We start from the raw sequence: 23,742 nt of genomic DNA, 5'->3' as shown, positions 1-23,742 counted from the left end.
TTGATAAACTCAACTTGTACCCCATAGTTCGCAACAAAAATAATAGTACTATTGTTGCGAACTACTATATTTTTATGGTAGGAAAACTGAGTATAAATAATGCCATAAAAAATAAATGAAACAAAACTGGAGGTTTATTAATAAATTAAATGATTAATTTTGAAAAAAATGCAGAGATTGATTTAACCATGAAAAATCTAATCTTATCAATGGTTGACATGAATAATTATCTTACCGATATTCTTAACTACACAGATTCAGTACTTACTCCACAAAGTGAAAAGGAACTTATAAAAATTCTAAAAAAATATAAAGTACCTCATGAAGGTTTGAAATATGACTTAAAGCGCCTTACAAACAACCCTTATTATAAAAATATCAAATTTGAAAATGTATTAACTGATACTGTTTGGTATGAAAACTCGATCATTAAGAAAAGAACCTTAATGAACATGGATTTTCATAAAACTCTCGGAAAATATCTCTTCCATTATCATCCCCTTGGTTACTTTGATTCAGATATTAATTTACAAGTGTTGAAGGATAAAAATCGAGTATGGATGTCACCTGCTATAAGTGAAATAACCAGCATGAATGATGGACTTGAAAAAGGCCATGGAAAATGTCTCACTCTTGGATTAGGTATAGGTGTATTACCATATCTTTGGCTTCTTAAAGATGACGTAGAAAGCGTTACTATTGTGGAATTCAATAAAGATGTTATAGATTTATTTGAAAAATACATAAAACCCCAATTTAAAACTAATAAAAAACTTGAAATTATTCATGGAAATGCTATGGACTATTTCACCGAAGATTTTTTAAAGAAGTTTGATTATGTATATGCAGACTTTTGGGAATCCACAGAAGATGGTCTAGCATTATACACAAAACTCATGGAGAAAAAAGTAAATCTTTCTCATGTTGATTATTGGATAGAGGACTCCATTCTCTACTCTCTTAAAAATATCATAGCTCCCTACCTCTTTACTTTGTATGAAAATAAAAGTATTTCTACGTTTATATCATCTCTGGACAATCAATCTAGAACCCTTGCCAAAAAGGTAAATAAGTACTTTAAAAGAAATACTGACATTGTTACAACAGAAGAAGAACTACTTTATTTTATCCATAATAAAAAGGTTCTAAGAGAAATTCTTGCACAATAAAATGAACATGCTGTCAGCTGTATGCTGTCAGCATGTTCATTTTCTATTATTCTCCATTCATTGTTCAAGTTTACACTTGACTAAATAGACTATTTAAGTTTTTCACACATTAATGCAGCTCCAATTGCTCCAGCATATCTTCCTAATGGCTTTGCTTTAACCTCTGATCCAAGCTTCTTTGATAAGCTTTCTAAGATAAACTGGTTTTCACATAGGCCTCCTGTGAGATAATAATTCCCTGTATTTCTCTGTTTGAAGCAGATAGCCTTCACTTTATTAACAATTGAATCTGTTATTCCAAAGGCAATATCTTCTCTTTTAGTGCCTGCTCCAATTAAACTTATAACTTCTGATTCAGCAAATACAGTACACATTGAACTAATTGATACTCCCTTACCGTTCCTTGCAAGGCTACTAAGTTCATTAAGGCTGACCCCCAATGTATTTGCCATTATTTCAAGAAATCTTCCTGTGCCAGCCGAACATTTATCATTCATAATAAAATCAGTAACAACTCCACCTTCTAAGTTTATAACCTTAGTGTCTTGTCCACCTATATCTATAACAGTACACCTGTCTTCATAAATATATGCTGCCCCCTTACCGTGGCACGTAATTTCTGTATAGGCTTTATCTGCATAGGGTACTGAAACTCTTCCATAACCTGTTGCAACAACCTTTGAATTTTCCTTTGTTATGCCTTTTTCCATCAACTGACTTTTAATATATTCTGCAGTATCTACACTGCTCCACCCCGTAGGAATTACTGATTTGAAAATTATCTCTTTTTCATCATTCATAACTACAGTTTTGGCTGATGTAGAACCAATATCTATCCCGATATAATTCATTTATCTCCCACCTTCCATTAAGGCAAAATAACCATTTCTTGACAACCTTTCACTTTTTAATGTAATATTTATATCTATAAAGATTACATTATTAAAGCATCTCAATAAAAGCAGCTATTCTAGTATTTAATTGACCTATATCTGACATAGAATAGTCAGTTTCAATTCCTATATATGGCTTTCCTTTTTTCTCATTTACGAAGCGTTTAATTCCTATTCTTTCTACATTATAGGTATGACATGCTTGTAAAACTACTTCTACAACACCGTCAACTTTATATTCGTCAATTAATCTATCTAACAGCTCTAATCTCTTTGGGTTCGGAGTCATTACAGAGCATCCGATATTTAAATATCTTTCAGCTAGTGCTTGATAAACATCTGGATTTGTTTCATCAACTAATTCATCAATGGCCTTTGCTCCACTACAATTTTCATAAGTTACAACTACTCCTCCATTTTCTTCAATGCTTCTAATAACCTTCTCTGTAGCCCCACCAATTGGACATCCTGTAACTAATATTCTAGGTTTCTTTGCAATCTTATGCTCTATCTCATATTCACTTTTAATCTTTGATACTAATGATCTAATTTCTCCTGGAATCCTAGCCTTGTCAAATTTATATGTACTTCCATAAAGAACCTTAAACAAGTTTTGTCCCTCAATTGGTACAGGATCAGCCTTCATCACTTCGTATAATTCTTTTAAAGCTCTTCTTTCTTCATTCTTTACTTTAATTGCTTCTCTAATATTTTCTTCCGTGATAGTAACATTAAATTTTTCTTCAAGGTACTCCTTCATTCTTATTATTTCACTCTTCCATAACTGAAGCCCTTGTTCACTTTGTCTGTTAGGCAATTCCATAACATGTACTGGTTTAAATTCACCTAAATACTCATACATTTTCTTTTTTCCATCACAAGTTGTTTCTCCTACAATTAAATCAGAAAAATAGAAAAATGGGCATTTATCTGTTTTTGCAAAACCATAGCTTGACTTAATTAATGGACAAAGATTACTTGGTAAATCTTTCTCTGCCTCTGGAATAGTTTCATCTGACATGGAACAAAGCCCAACTACAGCTGCTCCCATAGCTAATGCTAGTTCCTGTGGGAAGTAAGTACAAAATACTCCTATTACAGGAATACCTTTATCCTTAATCTCCTTAATTGCTAAAAATGAATTTCTTCGTTGTTCTGCAAACTCCTCAAAAACTACTGGTAAATCTTTTACTAAATCCATATCCCTCATCCTCTCAAAAATAATTTATAATAATTCAATTTGTTCCTTAATAACCTTTAAAACATCTTTTATCTGCTGTCTATTACACCCTAAATTAAATCTAACAAAATATTTCCCTGGCTCTCCAAAGGTAATACCCTTATTAAGAATTACATTGCATTTATTAATCATAAACTCATTTAACTCTTCCGGTGACATATTTAAATCTGTACAATCCACCCACATTAAATAAGTACCCTCTGGTTTATGTACCTTTAATCTTGGAATTTCATTATTAATATAATTTACAAAGTAATCAACATTCCCTTCAATGTACTCCATTAATTCATCAAGCCAGAGTTCTGATTTATCATAAGCTCCTATTAATGCTGCTGCAACAAAGGCATTCCCCCCAAATAAGTGAGCATTAAGCATCGGCTTCTTAAATCTTTTTCTAACCTCTTCATCTTTAATAATACAGTTTGCAACATGAATACTTGCTAAGTTAAAAGCCTTTGCTGGTGATGTACAAACAATACACTTATTAGCTATTTCTTCGGAAAGTGTTGAAATAAATGTATGCTCATGTTCTTTCATTATTAACTCTGAATGAATGTCATCAGAAATAATAAAAATATTATACTTTAAACAAATTTCAGCAAAATCTTGAAGCTCCTTTTTACTCCACACTCTTCCTGTAGGATTGTGAGGATTACATAGAATTGTTGCCTTGGTTCTTGGTGTTATACTTTCTTCAAAAGCCTTCAAATCCATGGTGTAATATCCATCTTCATTTTTCATAGGGCATTCAATAAGCTTACGGCCATTATTTTTAACCACTTCAAAGAATGGACCATATACAGGGGTTTGAACTATAACTTCGTCTCCTATATCTGATACAGCTTGTACCGCAAATGCTAGTCCAGCCACAACATTAGGTACATAACATATCCATTCTCTTTCTACTTTGTAATTATGTCTTCTTCCCATCCAATTAATAATAGAGTCATAATAAGCTTTTGGAGTTATTCTGTATCCAAAAATCCCTTCATCCATAACCTTCTGCATTTCGTCAATAATATGTGGTGATACTTTAAAATCCATATCTGCAACCCACATGGATACAGCATCTTCATTTCCAAAACTTCTACCATTTAAATCCCATTTTAAACTATTTGTATTTCTTCTATTTACTTTTTCATCAAAATTATACATTTATATCACTCCTTATTAGTAATCTTAACAAAGATGACAGGCAACAAAGTGGTTATCAGCCACTTCCCTAAGCTCTGGAGCTTCCTTGCTGCATACTTCTCTGGCATATCTGCATCTATCCTTAAATCGACACCCCTGGTCATTTCCAACTACCTTTGATACTTCCCCCTCTAACTCAAGCTTCTCCCTTTCACGTTCAACCTTTGGATCTGGAATTGGAATTGAAGATATTAAAACTTGAGTATAAGGATGTAGTGGCTTTTCATAAAGCTCATCAGCAGTGCTTATTTCCATGATTTTTCCTAAATACATAACAATTATCCTGTTTGATATATGCCTTACAACAGATAAGTCATGAGCAATAAATAGATAGGTAAGTCCCATTTTTTCTTGTAAATCCATCAATAGGTTAATGATTTGAGCTTGAATAGAAACATCTAAGGCTGAAATTGGTTCATCACAAATTATAAGTTTAGGTTCCACTGCCAAAGCTCTAGCAATACCAATCCTTTGCCTTTGACCTCCTGAAAATTCATGAGCATATCTAACACCTTGTTTAGCACTTAATCCTACCAGCTCCATAAGTTCATACACAGCCTTTAATCTCTCTTCATTATTTTCATATAGCTTATGTATTACCATTCCCTCACTTATGATATCCTGAACCTTCATTTTAGGATCTAAAGAGGAATAAGGATCTTGAAAAATTGTTTGAACCTCTTTATGAAATCTTTTTTTCTCTTTTCCCCTTAGCTTCTTTACATTTTTTCCATCATAAATGACTTCACCTGCTGTAATATGATTTAACCCTGCTATACATCTTCCACAGGTTGTCTTACCACTTCCCGATTCTCCTACTACTCCTAAGGTTTCTCCCTTTTTCACATAAAAAGAAATATCATCAACAGCCTTTAAGTCCTGTTTATGTCCCATAGAAAAATATTTCTTCAGTCCTTTTACCTCCAATAAAACTTTATCTTCCATCTAACCCCTCCTCTTCTTTATCAGTGTTCATATCTCTAAAGCAAGCGAAGTTATGAGTGTCTGAAACAATAGTCTTTTGTGGTTTAAAGTTTCTGCATCTTTCCATGGAGTAAGTGCATCTATCATAGAAAGCACATCCCTTAATATCATCTATTAAATTTGGTGGCATCCCTTCAATGGTAACTAATCTTTTCTTTTTCTCATCAATCCTTGTAACTGAATTAAGCAGTGCTTTTGTATAAGGATGTCTTGGCTCATAAAAAATTTCGTCACAGGTCCCCATTTCAACTATTTCTCCGCCATACATCACTGCTATATCATGAGCAATATCAGCTACTACCCCTAAGTCATGGGTGATTAAAATAATAGACATATTTAAACTATTTTGTAGTTCCTTTAATAACTTTATTATCTGTGCCTGTATTGTTACATCTAAAGCCGTTGTTGGTTCATCCGCAATAAGTATATTTGGCCTGCAGGCTATGGCTATAGCAATCATAACCCTTTGGCGCATACCACCTGAAAACTCATGTGGATATTGCCTAGCTCTTTTCACTGGATCTGGAATACCAACATACTCAAGAAGTTTTACTGCTTCCTGCATGGCCTGCTTTTTAGATATATCTTTTTTGTGAAGAATAATATTTTCAGCAATCTGTTTTCCAATCCTCATTGTTGGATTTAAAGCTGTAAGAGCATCCTGAAATATTATTGCAACTTCACCACCACGGTAAGTAGCCATTTCTTCATCTGAATATTTCAATATATCCTTACCTTTATAGATTATTTTACTATGTTCCTTTATTTCTCCATGACCATTATCATTTAGCTTCATCAATGCCTTTGCTGTAGCTGATTTACCACATCCTGATTCCCCAACTATGGCAATGGTTCTTCCTGGCTTCACATTAAATGATATTTGCCTTACAGCCTGGACATCTCCGTTGTTGGAGTGATAGACTACACTTAAATTATCTACTTTTAATAACTCTTCCATCCTAAGCCTCCTATTTCATTGTTCTTGGCTCTAAAGCCTGTGCCAATACATCACCAAGGATATTAAAGCTCAATACTGTAATCAAAATTAGAACACCTGGAATTAGTGATAAAAATGGAAGATCCAACACTTGGCTTTGAGCATTTTGAAGCATGCTTCCCCATGATGATTTAGGAAGCTGCACTCCAAAGCCTAAGAAACTAAGGCTGGATTCTGTAAGTATTGCCTTAGCAATACTCACACTTGCTGCAACTATTATTGAAGAAGCTAAATTAGGGAATATATGTCTACATATTATAAAAAAGTCACTGGCTCCAAAGTTCTTTGCAGCAATGACAAAGTCCCGCTCCTTTAAAGATAAGGTTTCAGCTCTAACAATTCTAGCAACCCCCATCCAAGCAAATAAACTAATGATAAACACCATGGTAGCAATACTTGGAGATATAAATGAATTTATGATAATAATAAGTAAAAAGCTTGGCACTGACATAAAAATATCTATACATCTCATTATAAGATTATCAAGTACTCCACCAACGTAACCGCTTATTGTTCCAATTATTGAGCCAAAGAATACTGATACAGCCATTGAACATGCACCTACTATTAAGGATACTCTTCCACCATATAACGCCCTTGTAAAATAATCTCTTCCTAAATTATCTGTACCAAACCAATGTTGGAAACTAGGATTTTGAAATTTACTCATTAAATTAATTTTATCTGGATCATAAGGAGATAATGGTGCCGCTATTGAACCTATAACAATTACAACCAAAAGCCCTAGGCAAACTTGAGCCAAATAATTCTGCTTTAATAACACTCTAAATCTTGATATAAAATTATCTCTCATGCTACCTCTTTTCTCCTATCTTAATTCTTGGATCCACAAATCCATATAATATATCAGCAATTAAGTTACCTAAAATGAGAATTATGCACGACAGCATGGTAAAGCCCATAATCATCGGATAATCTCTGCTATTTATAGCACTCATTCCAAGAGTTCCCATCCCTGGCCAGCCAAATATAGATTCAATAATAAATGATCCTGTAACCAAGCTTGCTAAATTCATCCCCATCAAAGTTATAATAGGTAACAAACAGTTTTTCAGCACATGTTTTTTCAGAATATAGGAATTACTTGCTCCCTTTGATTGTGCTGTAATTACATACTCCTCATGAAGCTGTTTAATTGTGTTTGCCCTAATATACCTTGTGAACACAGCTGTATTTCCAACACTTAAAGCTACAGACGGCATAATTAAATGCTTAATTAGATCTGTAAAAGTACTTACTCCTGTTGTTCGCATTCCAACACTCGGTAGCCATCCCAGTTGCAAAGTAAAAATAACTATTAGTAAAATAGCAAACCAAAAAGTTGGAATTGACACTCCTATATAAGAACAAAAACTAATAACTCTATCAATTGATTTATTTTCATGAAATCCCGATATTAACCCCAAAGGTATGGAAATTAAAAATGATATCATTAAAGATGATGCCATTAATAAAATAGTTGAAGGCAACTTTGCAAGAATCAAATCTAAAACTGGCCTGTTATTTATTAAGGAATATCCCCAATCTCCCTTTACTATATTTCCAAGCCATAAAGCATATTGAGATATGACACTTCCATTTAAACCCATCTCTTCTCTCAATTCTTCAATCTCATATTGTGTCATATCTGGTTTTATGTACATGTTAATTGGATCCCCTGGTGCACTATGAATTATTAAAAAGGATAAAATTGAAACTAATAATATAACCGGTATAATTTGTATTACTCGTTTGAAAATATATTTTTTCATGGTAACCTCCTAAATTATGCATTAGCTTTGAAAAAAGATATGAGGTTAAATCCAGCCTCATATCTTTTACTTACTTTTTCTAAATATAATTTATTCAGTCATATAAAGCTGTAAATAATCTTCAAACACAGGAACAATTTTAATAGCATCTAAACCTTGAAATTTCTTATCTGCAACAAGAACAAAGTTTGGCATTGATATTGGGTAGATTGTATACTCTTCTTTAACAGCCTTTTCAATATCACTATAAATAGCTTTTCTTTCAGCTTCATCTATAGTTTGATCTCCCTTAGCCCAAAGCTCTCCAGTAGCTTCACTTGTGCAAACATTCTTAGTTAAGAATTTCCCATATTGGAACATCCCATTGTTACCATTAGGATCCGCATTAGACGCATATCCATTTAACCCCAAATCCCATGTTCCATCATCTGTATAGAAAAACTTATCGAAGAATCCTTGAGTTTCATACCCAGTAATTTCAACAGTAATTCCAACTTCTTTTAATTGCTGTTGAATGATTAAGGCACAATCCTCCATATTTACTCTGCTTGAATTATAAACTAGTTTTAACGGTTCCTTATCTAATCCAAGCTCTGCAATTAACTTTTTAGCTCCTTCTACATCTTGTTCATAACCTTTAACACTTTCATCATATATAATGTTTTCTGGATTTAATATGTTTTCTCCACGAACAGCGAGCTCTTCCCCATATACTCCTGCAATTATTTCATCACAATTTAATGCCATAGCAATAGCTTGTCTCGCTTTTATGTCCTTCATCTTCTCGCTATTTGAGTTAAATCCTAGGTAATTGTTACGTCCTTCAGGTATATTCCATATATTATAACGTTCATCCTTACTGTACTTATCAAGCTTTTCACTTGTAGGAATACGCATTACAGAAATTTCACCACTTTGTAAAGCAACCTCTTGAGCACTAAACTCTGGTATAATTTTAAACACTACATTTTCTAGATTTGGAACACCTCTATAATAATCTTCAAACCTAGTTAAAGTTAAGCTTGTTCCTTCTTGCCACTTTTCAACTTTATATGGTCCTGATCCTATTCCAAGCATGTTTTTTTCTGAAGTTGCAATTGATGCTTCTCCTTTGTAAATATGCTTTGGCATTATCTTCAGATTTCCTAAAGTTGATATGTATGATGCTGATACTTCAGGTAAAGTAAATTTAACTGAATAATCATCCACCTTTTCATACGTAACAGGCTTTCTATTTATTGATGTACCACTTGTTACTTTATTATCTGGATTATTTTTTATATCAAAAGTAAAGATTAAGTCATCTGCAGTTATAGCCTCACCATCATGCCACTTAGCGTTTTGTCTCAATCTTACTAATATAGAAAGACCATCATCAGATACTTCATAAGATTCAGCTAAATAATAACGAGTTCCTGTTGCACTAGTAATAAATAGAGGATCATAAATTGGCTTCAGCATTGTAAAGCCTTCATCCCCAGTTTCATACCATATATTTAAACTTGATACATCACTTTCAATTGGATAAATGAATGTTCCTCCATCTACCTTTTGCCCAGCTACCTGAATATTATCTGATGCTCCATTACTAACATCTTTATCATTCTTTTGACATCCTGAAAACAATGTTGCTGTCATTATTGCAGCAATGGTTAATGATAAAAATCTTTTTTTCATAATTCTCCCCCTAAATGTTCCTGTATTAAAGTTAATATAGCGCTATATTCTTCAAAGTTTATTAATTAAACTTAAATACATTTTAAATTATAGCTTTATACACTTATGAAATACAATATTATTCTACATTTTACTTATTTTGTTTTAAAATAGATATAATGTCATCAATGATATTTTCAAATACTGAACTCATCAACTCTATTTAATCGGTTTCGTCTTGCTTTAAATTTTTAAGTTTATTACACGAATATTTTCTTTTAAATCTTCAAAAAAATTGCTAGCAATAAATATCTAAATAAAGTAATTACTTATAAGATATTTATTGCTAGCAGTATTTTATTCCATGCCTAAGGTCTGTATATGCTTCATTGACCCGTAAAGCTTTGTTATTCTATCATATTCTTCTTCATCATAAAACTTACATTGCTTTCTTCCAAAAGCTTTAGCCACCTCTATCATAAATCTTCCAGCCTCTTCTAGATCGTTTATATGGCTTGCACCTGTTGCACAGCCCGGCACCATAGTTTCAGCAGTAATTGCAACACCTACCACAGGAACACTGGTTGCTGTACATGGCTGCAGTATACTATTTAAATGATACACATCATTCCCGTATGGAGTAATGTCTTGAGTTGAAAGAGCAAATACATTTGGAAGCTGTCCTGTTGTAATCTCCATTATGTCTAAAAGATCATCACTTACCTTTAATATATATCCCTCTTTAACTGTAGGTGATATAGCGAAGCCACGCTTATTAAAGATTCTATTTCCCTTAGTGGTATCAACGGAAAGAATAGCATCAAGTTCATTACTTACTTCTTCACGGTTAACCTGTGCCATATTAACTGGCGAGCCCATAAATGGTACTGGTTTATGCGGACTTGTTGGTGCATCTGGACACACGTGAGTTGAGATGAATACATCTCCCTCTAAGTAATCTCCTTTTTTTTGCATCTGTAAAAGCTCAGCTGCTATAGCAAGAGCAACTAGTGCTCCATCTCCATCTGATACAAAGCCTATCATTTCTGGACGAGCTCCAAGTCCTCCAAGTCTTCCTAGAAGTCCAATTGTTGGAGCATCTTTTCCTGCCTTTTTCCCATTAGTTCCAGGTATTCTTACTTTCACCATATGGGTAAGTCCCTTATCCCCTGTTAATGGGTAAGTTTCTGCATCTACATCTGGATTTATATTTCTTAAATATTGTAAAGCGGCTTCTCCATCTACATATTTTGAATCTAGTATATCGTATAACTCTATTAAGTGCTTTAGTAACATTTCTCATCAACCTCCTAATTATCTAGTAATACATCAAGGGCACTTAGTGCTAATACCTTCATTGCAGCACTAAGTGTACGAAGTCCTTCTGCTCCACCTGAAGCTTCTGCAAAATCTAAAGTATGGGTTCCTATCCCAGCTTTTAACCTAATATAGAATTGAATTGCCGGAATCTCATGAGTTACATTTCCTGCATCCGTTGAACCAATTCCTTGTGTTAAATCACGCTCTATATACTCCTCATTTATAAACTCCATGTTATTTCTAACAAAGTTTACTATTTTCTTGTCATTTCTGATATCCTTTAAAACAACACTCTTTTGTTTAATATCAACAGTACCACCAAAGCACATAGCTGAACCTTTTGCACAGTTGTTTATAGCTTGAACCACTTCCATTAAATATTCATACTGAAGAGCACGAATGTTAAATACAGCAGTTGCTTTATCTGTTATGGTATTATGAGCTGTTCCTCCCTCAGTAATGATTCCATGTACACGTGTAAAATCTTTAAAGTGTAGTCTCATGGCATCCACAGCATTAAACATTTGAATAACTCCACTTAAAGCATTTATTCCCTTCCATGGAAACGCTGCTGAATGAGCTGGCCTTCCATGGAAAGTATATTCCATATTTACACTAGCGAAGGAAATATCATCTGGCATAGAAGCATCTGCTGGGTGCATTATTAATGCTGCATCAATTCCCTTAAAAGCCTCTTCTTCTAACATTGTAACTTTTCCACCTACTGATTCTTCTGCAGGAGTTCCCATTACCTTTATAACTCCACCAAGGCCATGTTTCTCCATCACTTCTTTAAGAACCACCGCTGCTCCCGTAGAGCTTGTACCAATAATATTATGACCACAACCATGTCCTATTTGTGGAAGACAATCATACTCTGCCATTAATGCTACCGTCTTACCAGGTTTGCCGCTATCAAAGGTTGCAATGAATGCTGTTTCCAGGCTTCCAACTCCTCTTTCTACCTTAAATCCACTTTCTTCAAGATAGTCACAAAGAATCTTCTGTGCTTTATATTCTTCTAAACCCAACTCTGGATTATCGAAAATATATTTACAAATACTACCTACTTTATTTTCTTTCTTTTCCGAAATAGTACATATCTCTTCTTTATATCCACGAATTTTCTCTTCCATAATTACACCCCTATCCGTCAAGCTAAGCTCGACTCATTATTTTATTCTGTTTCTATTTCATCATATTTAATTATTTGTATTAAAGCATTCCTTTTGAAGCTAATACAGCATTTGCAATAGCTGCTGAGAAGAAGTATGTTGATCCCATTACTACAAAAGATACAATAACTATTTTCCAGCTTAGCTTCTTAAATACATCAAGCTGATCTCCAACTGCAACTCCTGCAAAGGCCACTAGTGGTATTCCAACTAAACTAAAGCTGTAAGAACTCATAGATGAAACTATAAATTCCTGCACTGGTGATATTGGCAGTGTTAAAAAGAACGAAACTAATGTTGCCCATGCAAACCCTGGGAGATTAGGCTTTTTAACAAGATTTTTTAAAACTAAAGATATAAATACCATAGCAAAACTTATAACTGTAGAAAGTAATAGCCCTGGCAGTTTTGAATCTGATGCTGGTGACATTAAATGAATTAAAACAACAATACCGTATATTATTACTACAAATTTTAGTTGTTCCACTATATCTTGAACTGTTTTTTTCATTGTTATTTCCCCTTTCAACTGTTAGTTAAGCTACATTTACATCATTCTCTTTCTTCTTTGAGAACTTTGCTCTAAACCTCTCTATAGGAAGTGCAACCTTACTATAGTAAAAATTAGCTAACGGTAATGCAACAAACATCTCAACATATATTCCTGTAACAGCTGTTATCATTCCACTAGTTGCAGAATATGCTAAAATCTGCTCTGTAAACATTGGGTTAGCAGCTTCAGTTAAAGCTGCGGTAGCAGCACTCATCATTGATCCACTTCCCATTCCAGAAGCCATTGCTAAGGCATATGGATGGAAACCAATTCCTAATCCTATTGGTGCTAAAAGGGAGAATACTATAGCTCCAAACACACTTCCACTTATATAAGTTCCTAGAGTTCCCATTCCTTCTCTAGAGTCTAATCCATATTTATCTCCTATAATTCCTAGTGCTGTATCTCTGCAAAGTGAGAAGGTTCCTCCAACTGCACTTCTGCCAAGTCCAAGTAAAACACCTAGTGGAAGAGCAATAAGCATTGTCATTACATTTCCACCCTCTTGGAGTAGTAAAGCAGGTCCTGCTTCTAAAACAATTCCAACCTGTGGTCCTGCACTGATACCAAACATTATTCCTAAAGGATAAAGTGTTAGTGACAGTAGCATAGGTGCTATCTTTATTTCTTTTTCTGATATAAAATTTTTAACTGCTGGAATTACCTTTCCTAATAGCTGAGGTGAAAGAGCCATTCCAAGAACAATTGCCCAAATCATAGTCATTATCTTAACTGGTATCCCAAATACCGTAAATTGAAGTGGTCCTAATGTTTCTGCAACTACACATATCAGTGCCGTAGCAATAAAACAATTAACAGCTCCTGAGTTTTTTTTCATACATAATTCCCCCTTTTAAACCTTCATTTTCTGAAATATTCAGATAACTTTTAAATTTAATCATAATTATATATGTAAATCTTCTTCATGTCTAGGTTCATTATATCCAACATTTTCTTTTACTTTTAGTGCATATTGCACAATAGAACATAATTAAAAAGATTACAAATCACTTCTATCCATTGACAATAAAGGATTCCTTTTCATATAATTTAAATAACATCATTAGGAATTTTAGTCATATTATACATAGGGGGGGATAAATGATGGCTTTAACTATTAAAGACGCACTTAACTTTGGCGGATTAAAAAAATGTAGATTAATAGCAGGTAAAAAAGGATTGTCGAATATTATTCTGCATGCAAACTCCATGGAAATTCCAGATATAGAACCTTGGCTTACTAAAGGCGAGCTGCTCATAACCACAGGTTACGCGCTTAATAGTGCCTCCCTAAACTTAATAGATCTCATAAACATAATTCACAGGACTGAAGCATCAGGCATAGCTATTAAAACCCGCTTTATTGGTCCCTTCTCCGTAGAAGCTATAGAACTTGCTGATAAGTTAGGAGTACCTCTAATTGAAATGCCCGATGATCTTCCTTTTGTAGAAGTACTCACTCCTTTGGTTAAAGCAATTATTGATGAACATCATTCACGCCTTGAATTTTCTCAAACCATCCATAATAAATTCATAGACTTAGAATTAAGCGGAGGCGGATTTAATGCCATCTCTAGTGTAATGTGCACACTTTTAAAAGCAGCTAATGCAATTCTTAATGCAAATTTTGAAATTGAAGCTATAGAATATCCTAAAACAAACTACACTAATAAATTAGAATCGTTCTGTACTAATCTTTCAAATTCATCTACACTACTAAATTTCAAAGAAAAGCCTATTATTTTTTATGAGGATATCGAAACAAATACTCTGTATAGAGTAAGAAAAATGAGTAACAAAAATGAAACTTATGGCTACTTAATCTTGCAAGAAGACCCTGATTCAAAAAATGAAATGTCTGATATAATTATTGACCAAGCATCGACAGCTATTGCGCTTGAATTTTCCAAGCAACATGCTTTGAATGAGCAGATGAAACTTATAGGTAACCACTTTTTCTTAGATATAATTACCGGTAACATAAAATCAGAGGAAGAAGCAAAGCTTCGAGCCTTTAATCTAAAGTGGCCCTCACCACCTTTAAGGCTAGTAATTTTTGACGTAGATCAATTCGATAAAATAATAAAAAATAAGGATGAGTATTATATTCAAAACATAAAAGAATTTATTCTCAATACTATAGAACTGAAATTTAAAAAAGTTACCGAAAACTTTACTGTTATCCCTAAAAGTGATAGTTTCACCTGTCTTATCCCAAGTACATGTATTGAAAATACTCTGCTATACTGTATAGAAGAAATTCAAGATAAGTTAAACTTAAAATTATCCATTAACTTTACCGTTGGAATAAGCAGCATATTCTACTCTTATACCGCTTTAATAGAAGCAAATAAAGAAGCACGTGAAGCAATCAAAATATCTAGGTTAACTGGTGGAAATTCAAAGACTGTTTTCATTGAAAATAATCGTTTAGAACAAGCACTACTTCAAGTTGCTGATAATGAATACCTACAAAATTACATACAAAATACCATGGGAGTACTTGAAAAACATGATAAAGAAAATGATAGTGAACTTTTAGAAACCTTAAATCAATTAATTCTATGTATGGGAGTAAAAACTCAAGCTGCTCAAAATTTATTTCTCCATAGAAATACCTTAATGTACAGAATTAAGAAAATCGAACAACTTACAGGATATAACCTTTCTGATAAAAATCATTTACTATCACTTGCTATAGCTATGAAGTTCTATCCCTTTGTAAAAAATAAATAGCTATATAAATATTACTCTATACTTTAATTTAAATAACTCCCCTACATATTTCACTCTGACAAATTAAATTCCACAAAATAAAACTGCTAGGCTTATGCTTAGCAGTTTCTATGCTTTATATTAATATATTTATAACCTTTTATATTTCACCATTCAACTTATTTAGAACTTCATTTATATCCAAGTCATGCACTAAGCATGCTTCTTCTAAACTCTCCATTGTCGCTGAAGGACAACCTAAACATCCCATTCCAAATTTCATTAAAACGTTAGCTGCCTTTGGACTCATCCTTAATATTTCACCTATTGTATTCTCTTTTTTTATCATAATATACTACTCCTATTCTTTTTATTATTTTTTCTTTATTTAACTACTTATTTTTATATTAATTTTACTTACTAGCTTAAAGCCTGTCCTATTGTAACTATTACCTTACTTTCTTCTAACGCAATTACATTGTGTTCTACTCTCGCATCAAAAGGTAAAAAGTCGCCTGTCTTTAATTCAAATTTTTCACCTGATACAAACTCTATATCAACCCTGCCACTGAACACTTGAATTGAAGCATATCCATTATGTGAGTGATTTGGGAGTCCTTTTCCCTCTTCAAATTTGAAAAATACAGTTTTGAATTTTTCATTTAATGATAGTAATGCTTTATTAGTTTCTATTTCCCCAATATTAGTTACCTTATTCTTTTCATTATTTATATCTATTCTCTTCATAACTTACCCTCCTATAAAATTTTGTTTAGTTATTATTGTTTAATAATCTCTTTCTCTTATGATTAGATTATATTTTATTTCTCCTGAAAACTCTGTAACCTATGTTACATTTTATAGTTTTATAATAACTTCATTAATCTTAATTTCAAATATCCAATAAAAATTAATCCAGAGATATACTTACAATACATCTCTGGATTTTGTATTTTAATTTTCTGTTTTTATTTTCCTATTCACCTAAAAACATTTTAAGATCATCTTCTACATTTGTTATTCCACCAATTCCAAAGTTTTCAACTAATACCTTAGCTACATTTGGAGATAAGAATGCTGGGAGTGTTGGTCCAAGATGAATGTTCTTAACACCTAAATATAATAATGATAATAAAACTATTACAGCTTTTTGCTCATACCAAGCTATATTGAAGGCTATTGGAAGCTCATTGATATCTTGAAGCTCAAACACCTCTTTTAACTTCAATGCTATTAAAGCTAGTGAATATGAATCATTGCATTGTCCAGCATCTAAAACTCTTGGAATTCCATTTATATCACCAAGATTTAACTTGTTATATTTATATTTTGCACATCCTGCTGTAAGAATTACAGTATCCATTGGAAGAGCTTTTGCAAAGTCAGTGTAATAATCTCTTGATTTTGCTCTTCCGTCACAGCCTGCCATAACAAAGAATTTCTTTATAGCTCCAGTTTTAACAGCTTCAACAACTTTATCTGCTAATGCAAATACCTGGTTATGTGCAAAGCCTCCAATAATTTCTCCTGTTTCTATTTCTATTGGAGCACTACACTTTTTAGCATGTTCAATAATCACTGAGAAATCTTTGTATGCTTCATTAATTCCCTTTATATGTGTGCATCCCGCAAAACCAGCTGCCCCAGTTGTGTAAAGTCTATCCTTATAACTTGCCTTAGGTGGCACAATGCAGTTAGTTGTCATTAGGATTGGTCCATTAAAGCTTTCGAACTCTTCCTTTTGTTTCCACCAAGCATTTCCATAGTTTCCTGCAAAGTGAGAATACTTTTTAAATGCTGGATAATAATGAGCTGGAAGCATTTCAGAGTGTGTATATACGTCTACTCCTGTTCCTTCAGTCTGTTTTAATAATAATTCTAAATCCTTTAAATCATGTCCAGATACAAGGATTCCTGGATTTTTTCTAACCCCTATATTTACTTTTGTAACCTCTGGGTGTCCATAAGTTCCGGTATTAGCAGCATCAAGAAGTGCCATACCATCTACTCCTACCTTACCTGTTTCTAGTGTTAAGGCAATTAATTCATCCACACTTAAGTTATCATCTAATGTCTTAGCTAAAGCTGACTGCATAAATGCATTCACCGTTTCATTATCATATCCTAAAGCATTAGCATGTTTCATGTATGCAGACAACCCTTTTAAACCATAAATAATTAATTCTCTTAAGCTTCTGATATCTTCATCCTTAGTAGCTAATACCCCTACCTTTGTTGATTTTTCATCTAAAATCTTATCTATATCAACATCTTCTTTACCACTTCCTAGAATTGCATTTTTAAGCTTAGCAAGAGCGCCAACCTTATCATCAATTTTGTCATTAGAGTCAGCATTCCACAATGCTGCTTCTGATAAACCTGATTTATCTTTTAATTTTAAAGTTAACTCTTCTTTTATTTTTAATGTTTCTTTTACTCTTTCATAAAAAATCGCATCATCAAAGTTTGCATTAGTAATAGTTGTAAATAAATTTATAGTAATTAAGTTATTTACTGTATCATCTACTTTTTGTCCTTCTTTTCTTAATCTTGTTGTAATTTCTGATAAGCCTTTAGTAACGTAAACTAATAAATCCTGCATTCTTGCTAAGTCAGGTGACTTACCACAAACTCCAAACTTCGTACATCCTGTGCAACCTGCTGTTTCCTGACATTGAAAACAAAACATTGTATTTTCCATAATATAATCCCTCCATCAGTTAAATGTTTATCTTATATACACATTATATTTGTAATTTCACTACAATTCCGTATCATACGTTACGAAATTGTAGATTTATTGAATTTTAATTTTTTTAAATAAAAAAAGCTGAAACAAAGCAGTGTTTTGCTTTGTTTCAGCTCTTCTTCATTAACCTATAGCACTTTTCTCAATCTCTTTCCAGAAAAGTATTTTCTTTTCCATGAACTCTGATATTAAATATAATGCTAACCCTATAAAACTCAAGATTAATACAGAATTAAGAATCATATTAATATCATAGGTTTCACTTCCTAAGACTAAAAGATACCCAAGTCCAGCCTTAGAACCTATCATTTCTCCGATTACTGCCCCAATCATTGCTTGAGTAACTGCAACCTTTATTCCTGAAAGCATCATTTCAATTGAATATGGAAGTTCAACATAAATAAACTTCTGCAGCTTTGATGCATTTAATATCTTCATTAAATTATATACATTACCATCTATTGATCTTATAGCTAAAACTTGATTTATCATTATCGGGAATGAAACAACCATTACTACTAAGGCAACCTTTGATTCCATACCAAGTCCCATCCAAAGAATAAATAAAGGAGCTAATGATATCTTTGGTGCAGTTTGTATAATAATTATGAAAGGCATCATCAATTTTTCGAATATCCTTATCTTTGCCATTATATATCCTAAAACTACCCCTACAACAATTCCAATTCCAGTACCTATAAAGATTTCTTGCAGTGTTATACTTATATGTTCCCAAATGTTACCTGATTGAAACAGGTTTATAAAGCTTTCAAATAATACTCCTGGTCTTGGAAGCAAATAAGATGGCACATCAAAAATCTGTATAGACAAATCCCACAAAAGAATTAATATAGGAAAAACAGCAATTGGAAGGATAATGTTTTTATGCTTCTTAAAAAACATATTTTTTACCTCCAACTAATGATAAAGAGTATACTCTTATTCGTATATTAACTCTTTAACATCAAATGTTTCATTTATTATTTCATATTCTTTAGACGTATTAATTAAGCTTTCCCATCTTTCAATGTTAGAAGCTCCAATTCCATTCTCCTTTGTATATTCACTCTGCCATAAAGTTGGAACGAATATTTCATTAATAATTTTAACTGTTATATCTCTTTTTTCTGCAAAAGTTGGAGCATGGTCTTTTATAGCTAAATCTACAGCTTCCTCAACATTACCATCAATGATATACTCTATTGATTTAGTTAATGCAGCTTTAAAGCCATCAACAACTTCTGGTTCCTCTTTAGCTAGTTTATCCCCAACTATTAAAACATTTCCGAAAGAAGGAAGGTAATCATCTGATGCAATTTCACTTACATTGAATCCTGAATTATTTAATTCTACAGTTCTTAGCTTTGAGAACACTATAGCATCTACTTCTCCTGTAGTTAAAGCATTTAGTATTGCTCCTGTTCCTATAACTTCAACCTGAACATCATCAATAGTTAGACCTGCATCTTTTAACATAACCTGAAGCTGGATATAGTTAGGACTTCCTAAGCTTGTTACCGCAACTTTTTTACCCTTTAAATCTGCTGGTGTTTTTATTCCTGAATCAGTATTAAAGATTACTGATCCAAGCCCATTTTGATATGTAGTGTGAGCAACCTTCACTGGTATTCCTTGTGATTTTGCTAATATTACTGAGTCTGCATTTGGGAATCCAAACTCTATATTTCCAGCTGCAACATTTTTAACTATATCTGCTGCTGCTGCATAGAAAAACTCTACTTCTAAACCTTCTTCAGCAAAGAACCCCTTCTCCTCTGCTAAGTAAAGTGGAGCATAATATGGTACTGCTGCACCATCGATTTGTATTGAAACCTTCTTTAATTCCCCATCCTTTCCAGCTGATCCTTTATCATCGCCCTTAGAACATCCACCTAAAGTAACTGCTAATAAGCATGTAGTTGCAAGAATTAATGTTTTTTTCATAAATTTCTTCACTTGATTTTCCCCCTAATAAATTAATATTTTTTATTTGATAAGCTTTAGCTATTGATATACTTATTTTTAAGCTTTACCGCTCCTTCTAAAGCAGTTCTACACATATTAATCTGTGACTCTTCATAATCTATAAGCCATTTATCTGTAATTCTATTACAATGAACACTACAAATACTTCCAGTATATATTCCATATAAAGATGAAATTGTAAATATAGTTTCAGCTTCCATCTCCAAATTTAATATATTTAAGTCTGTATATTGTTTTAAAACTGCATTTTCATCATAATTCTTTTCAAATGGCGTAGCTCTTCCTTGTCCATGATAGAATGAACCAATAGATGCACATATACCCATATGATAAACTTTATCTCTTTCCTCACAGGCTTCCTTAAATGACTCTACAACCTCAAAGGATGCTATTGCTGGATACTCTGGTCTTGCATAAAACACCGATGAACCACCTAATCTCATAGCCCCAGTATTAATTATAATTTCACTACAATTCACATCTTCTCTTATTGCTGCAGTGCCGCCTATTCTTAAAAGCGCTTTTGCTCCAAGCCCAATAAGTTCCATTACTGCTATTTCTGTTGACGGCGCTCCAATTCCAGTAGAACATACTGTTATCTTTACCCCTTTATATGTACCAGTTCCAACAACATATTCTCTGTTAGTACTAATTATCTTAAAGTCCTCACATAAATCTTTAAACATATGTACTCTTCCAGGGTCCCCTGGTAAAAGAACTATATCGCTAATATCTTCTTTTGAACATCTTAAGTGTGGCATCTTATCTCCATACTTTGGAGCTGACGCAGAAGTGTATTTCAAAGTTATTCCTCCCCGTAAATCTTTTTATTGATTTTTAGACTCGTGCCAATATAATAACTTTGAATCTAAAACATTTACTATTTCATATGTAATAATTCCTAATAATATAGTTGCAATGATACCTGCCATAAGCATCGGTGTATCATAAGTAGACGATGCATAGGTCAATATATAACCTAACCCTTGTTTAGCTGACATCCATTCTGCAACTATGGCTCCTATAACTGCTTGTACAATTCCTATTCTAAAACTAGAAAATAAAGCTGGTAATGCATAAGGCATCTCCATTTTGGAAAACAACTGCCATCTTGAAGCTCCTAATACAGTCATAAGATTTTTAGCATCCTTAGGCATGGATTCAATACCTAAAATCATTCCTGCCATAACCGGGAAAACCACCATTGAAATTATCAGAACTAATTTCGAAACCATTCCTATACCAAACCATACAACAAATAAAGGTACTAAAGCTATCTTTGGCGCTGTTTGAGCAAAGATAAGGTATGGCATAAATGCACTCTTAATAAAATCAACCTTTACGAAGATATACCCTAATATCATTCCTAAAAGTCCCCCAAGGACAAAACCAATAACTACTTCAACTGTTGTTATCCCTAAATGAGGAAAAATCATTCCTGATGTAAACATATTGATGAAAGATTTCATTACTTCTATTGGTGATGGTAAAACAAATTTGGGTACATCTGCAATCATCACATATATCTGCCAGATTATCATAAAAAGGCCAATAGAAGCTGCATATTCCATGGTGGATTTTAAAACACTGGACTTTTTAGAAGGTTTCATCATCCAATAATCCCCCTTAGATATTTATTGTACTCTGCAAACCTTTCATCATTTCTTGTTTGTTCACCTCTTGGTCTTGGAAGGTCAATGTTAACTATTTCTTTTATTCTGCCTGGTCTAGGAGACATTACTATAACCCTGTCTGATAAAAAGGTTGCTTCCTCAATACTATGAGTAACAAATATTATTGTTTTATTTGTTCTTTGCCATATTTTAAGTAATTCTTCATTTAGATGATCTCTGGTCATGGCATCTAAAGCTCCAAAAGGCTCGTCCATTAAAAGTAATGGTGCATCATATGATAAAGCTCTTACTATTGAAACTCTTTGTCTCATACCTCCAGATAATTCTCTTGGTAAAGCAGTTTTAAATTCAGATAATCCCGCTAATTCTAAAAGCTCATCAAGTTTCTTCTTATTTTCATCATTAAGTTTCTTTTTAATTACAAGTGGAAACTCTGCATTTTCCTGAACATTTTTCCATGGCAGCAGCACTGAATCTTGGAAAACAAATCCTAACTCATGGTCATTACCACCCTTATATTCCATAGTTCCACTAGAAAGTTTTTCTAAACCCCCTAGAATTTTCAGCAGTGTAGACTTACCACAACCTGAAGGCCCAAGAATGGAAATAAATTCACCTTGCTTTACATCAAGATTTATATCCTTTAATGCAATAGTGTCTTCTTTCAAAAGATTATGGTAAATCTTATTGACATCCTGAATCTTTAAATAAATATCCTCCAATTGTATTCCCTCCTTAAGTTTATAAATTGCTTACAGCCAACTTTCCTACCTTTATCTTTTATCTGCTTCCTAAATCCTTCGAAATAGCCTTTGCTGTTTCCTTAACTAAATTTATTGATTTATCACATATAAAATTTTCTGATTTTATGGCAGTAAAAGATATAGCTGCAACAACCTTATTATTCATATCAAATATAGGGCATGCTAATCCCTGTATTCCTAACTGAAGCTCCTCATCACAAATTGAATATCCACTAACCCTAATTTCTTCAAGTTCTTTTAAGTAGGTATTTAAATCAGTCTTTGTGTAAGGTGTAATTGGATTCATTGCTATGCTATTCATTTGTTCCATAACAATATACTTATCCATATATGCATGAAATACTTTTCCAGCTGATGTGGCGTGTAATGGCATTGCTATTCCCTTGTTCACTTTAAACAAAGCCGTATCCTTATTCTCCACATAATCAATACAGATATTCTTATCCTCCTCCATAATGCATAAGCATATGGTCTTATCTATATCTGAAGCTAATTTATCCATATGAGGTCTTGCACTGTCTATCAAACTATCTTCAAAAGTTAAATTTTGTGCTAAACTAAGAACCTTATACGCTATCTTATACTTCTTTGTAACTGGATCTTGAATTACAAAATTATTTTTCTTTAACACAGATACAATCCTGTGGATTGAACTAGGCGGAATGTTAAGCTTTGCAGAAAGCTCTGATATTGAAAGCCCATTCTTATTTTCACTTAAAACAGTTAAAGTATTAAGTGCTCTCTCTAACAACTAAAACACCCCTTTCATTCCGCTATACGGAATATTATTTCTTGTAACAGAATTCTTAAAAAGTATATCATTTTCAATATTATCAGTCAATAAAACTATTCTAAATTTTAATACGATTTTATAAAATTAATTTTTCCCCCTTCTCACAGCCTATTTAGTCGAAATAGTGTAGCTTATTTCTAAATAACAA

At 32.9% G+C, this 23,742-nt stretch carries 23 protein-coding genes; 2 read left to right on the top strand and 21 right to left on the bottom strand.

All coding sequences use genetic code 11. The annotated features are described in order from the left end of the window. The first annotated feature begins 149 nt into the window (after positions 1 to 149). Positions 150 to 1,169: a polyamine aminopropyltransferase gene (locus tag BN1075_RS13840; protein ID WP_040193807.1), complete on the top strand. Its 1,020-nt coding sequence runs from the start codon at positions 150 to 152 to the stop codon at positions 1,167 to 1,169. 89 nt (positions 1,170 to 1,258) lie between these two features. On the opposite strand, the gene BN1075_RS13835 is transcribed toward BN1075_RS13840, so the two are convergent. The 12 genes from BN1075_RS13835 to BN1075_RS13780 all read right to left on the bottom strand — a co-directional run bounded on the left by BN1075_RS13835 (position 1,259) and on the right by BN1075_RS13780 (position 13,791). Next, complete coding sequence (locus BN1075_RS13835) at positions 1,259 to 2,020, bottom strand: acyl-CoA dehydratase activase (protein ID WP_040193805.1); 762 nt, start codon at positions 2,018 to 2,020, stop codon at positions 1,259 to 1,261. Between the two features lie 91 nt (positions 2,021 to 2,111). Beyond that, positions 2,112 to 3,263, bottom strand: coding sequence for a double-cubane-cluster-containing anaerobic reductase (locus BN1075_RS13830; protein ID WP_040193804.1), 1,152 nt, complete (start codon positions 3,261 to 3,263; stop codon positions 2,112 to 2,114). A 24-nt stretch (positions 3,264 to 3,287) separates the two neighbouring features. Then, positions 3,288 to 4,457, bottom strand: coding sequence for a MalY/PatB family protein (locus tag BN1075_RS13825; protein ID WP_040193803.1), 1,170 nt, complete (start codon positions 4,455 to 4,457; stop codon positions 3,288 to 3,290). 24 nt (positions 4,458 to 4,481) lie between these two features. Next, positions 4,482 to 5,441 carry an ABC transporter ATP-binding protein gene (locus BN1075_RS13820; protein WP_040193802.1) on the bottom strand — a complete coding sequence of 320 codons (960 nt, stop codon included), beginning with the start codon at positions 5,439 to 5,441 and terminating at the stop codon, positions 4,482 to 4,484. After that, positions 5,431 to 6,438: an ABC transporter ATP-binding protein gene (locus BN1075_RS13815; protein WP_042387343.1), complete on the bottom strand. Its 1,008-nt coding sequence runs from the start codon at positions 6,436 to 6,438 to the stop codon at positions 5,431 to 5,433. The genes BN1075_RS13820 and BN1075_RS13815 overlap by 11 nt, the downstream gene beginning before the upstream one ends. Before the next feature lie 10 nt (positions 6,439 to 6,448). Continuing rightward, positions 6,449 to 7,291 carry an ABC transporter permease gene (locus BN1075_RS13810; protein WP_040193801.1) on the bottom strand — a complete coding sequence of 281 codons (843 nt, stop codon included), beginning with the start codon at positions 7,289 to 7,291 and terminating at the stop codon, positions 6,449 to 6,451. A 1-nt stretch (position 7,292) separates the two neighbouring features. After that, entirely contained in the window at positions 7,293 to 8,249 is a 957-nt protein-coding gene (locus BN1075_RS13805; protein WP_040193800.1) for an ABC transporter permease, read from the bottom strand. A 90-nt stretch (positions 8,250 to 8,339) separates the two neighbouring features. Then, complete coding sequence (locus BN1075_RS13800) at positions 8,340 to 9,926, bottom strand: ABC transporter substrate-binding protein (RefSeq protein ID WP_040193799.1); 1,587 nt, start codon at positions 9,924 to 9,926, stop codon at positions 8,340 to 8,342. A gap of 336 nt (positions 9,927 to 10,262) precedes the next feature. After that, complete coding sequence (locus BN1075_RS13795; protein ID WP_040193798.1) at positions 10,263 to 11,201, bottom strand: DUF1177 domain-containing protein; 939 nt, start codon at positions 11,199 to 11,201, stop codon at positions 10,263 to 10,265. Positions 11,202 to 11,215: 14 nt separating this feature from the next. Then, entirely contained in the window at positions 11,216 to 12,361 is a 1,146-nt protein-coding gene (locus BN1075_RS13790) for a M20 family metallopeptidase (protein ID WP_040193797.1), read from the bottom strand. Positions 12,362 to 12,440: 79 nt separating this feature from the next. Continuing rightward, a complete protein-coding gene (locus tag BN1075_RS13785; protein WP_040193795.1) occupies positions 12,441 to 12,911 on the bottom strand; it encodes a hypothetical protein in 471 nt (156 codons plus the stop codon). 25 nt (positions 12,912 to 12,936) lie between these two features. Then, positions 12,937 to 13,791 carry a DUF3100 domain-containing protein gene (locus tag BN1075_RS13780; RefSeq protein ID WP_040193794.1) on the bottom strand — a complete coding sequence of 285 codons (855 nt, stop codon included), beginning with the start codon at positions 13,789 to 13,791 and terminating at the stop codon, positions 12,937 to 12,939. Positions 13,792 to 14,054: 263 nt separating this feature from the next. Between BN1075_RS13780 and BN1075_RS13775 the strand changes: the two genes are divergently transcribed. After that, positions 14,055 to 15,689: a PucR family transcriptional regulator gene (locus BN1075_RS13775; RefSeq protein WP_040193793.1), complete on the top strand. Its 1,635-nt coding sequence runs from the start codon at positions 14,055 to 14,057 to the stop codon at positions 15,687 to 15,689. A gap of 139 nt (positions 15,690 to 15,828) precedes the next feature. Here BN1075_RS13775 and BN1075_RS13770 read toward each other — a convergent pair whose 3' ends face one another. The 9 genes from BN1075_RS13770 to BN1075_RS13730 all read right to left on the bottom strand — a co-directional run bounded on the left by BN1075_RS13770 (position 15,829) and on the right by BN1075_RS13730 (position 23,552). Beyond that, the gene (locus tag BN1075_RS13770) at positions 15,829 to 16,017 is read right to left on the bottom strand and encodes a DUF1858 domain-containing protein (RefSeq protein ID WP_197072321.1); all 189 of its coding nucleotides are present in this window, start codon (positions 16,015 to 16,017) and stop codon (positions 15,829 to 15,831) included. Positions 16,018 to 16,088: 71 nt separating this feature from the next. After that, positions 16,089 to 16,415: a cupin domain-containing protein gene (locus BN1075_RS13765; RefSeq protein ID WP_040193790.1), complete on the bottom strand. Its 327-nt coding sequence runs from the start codon at positions 16,413 to 16,415 to the stop codon at positions 16,089 to 16,091. Between the two features lie 229 nt (positions 16,416 to 16,644). Beyond that, positions 16,645 to 18,369, bottom strand: a complete 1,725-nt coding sequence (gene hcp / locus BN1075_RS13760; RefSeq protein ID WP_040193789.1) for a hydroxylamine reductase — start codon at positions 18,367 to 18,369, stop codon at positions 16,645 to 16,647. Between the two features lie 171 nt (positions 18,370 to 18,540). Beyond that, on the bottom strand, positions 18,541 to 19,320 hold the full coding sequence (locus BN1075_RS13755; RefSeq protein ID WP_042387339.1) for an ABC transporter permease: 780 nt from the start codon (positions 19,318 to 19,320) through the stop codon (positions 18,541 to 18,543). Between the two features lie 36 nt (positions 19,321 to 19,356). Then, positions 19,357 to 20,373 carry an ABC transporter substrate-binding protein gene (locus tag BN1075_RS13750; RefSeq protein ID WP_235777810.1) on the bottom strand — a complete coding sequence of 339 codons (1,017 nt, stop codon included), beginning with the start codon at positions 20,371 to 20,373 and terminating at the stop codon, positions 19,357 to 19,359. A gap of 44 nt (positions 20,374 to 20,417) precedes the next feature. Beyond that, positions 20,418 to 21,206 carry a nucleoside phosphorylase gene (locus BN1075_RS13745; RefSeq protein WP_235777809.1) on the bottom strand — a complete coding sequence of 263 codons (789 nt, stop codon included), beginning with the start codon at positions 21,204 to 21,206 and terminating at the stop codon, positions 20,418 to 20,420. Between the two features lie 24 nt (positions 21,207 to 21,230). Continuing rightward, a complete protein-coding gene (locus BN1075_RS13740; RefSeq protein WP_052406552.1) occupies positions 21,231 to 22,016 on the bottom strand; it encodes an ABC transporter permease in 786 nt (261 codons plus the stop codon). Continuing rightward, positions 22,013 to 22,759, bottom strand: coding sequence for an ABC transporter ATP-binding protein (locus tag BN1075_RS13735; protein ID WP_040193787.1), 747 nt, complete (start codon positions 22,757 to 22,759; stop codon positions 22,013 to 22,015). Before BN1075_RS13735 ends, BN1075_RS13740 begins: the two co-directional genes overlap by 4 nt. Before the next feature lie 58 nt (positions 22,760 to 22,817). After that, positions 22,818 to 23,552 carry an IclR family transcriptional regulator gene (locus BN1075_RS13730; RefSeq protein WP_040193786.1) on the bottom strand — a complete coding sequence of 245 codons (735 nt, stop codon included), beginning with the start codon at positions 23,550 to 23,552 and terminating at the stop codon, positions 22,818 to 22,820. Positions 23,553 to 23,742 lie beyond the last annotated feature (190 nt).

The sequence above is a fragment of the Clostridium culturomicium genome (genome assembly GCF_000821305.1).
GTDB lineage: Bacteria > Bacillota > Clostridia > Clostridiales > Clostridiaceae > Clostridium_J > Clostridium_J culturomicium.
The sequence above is the reverse complement of the archived record's forward strand: the minus strand, read 5'-3'. Positions and strand labels throughout refer to the sequence as shown.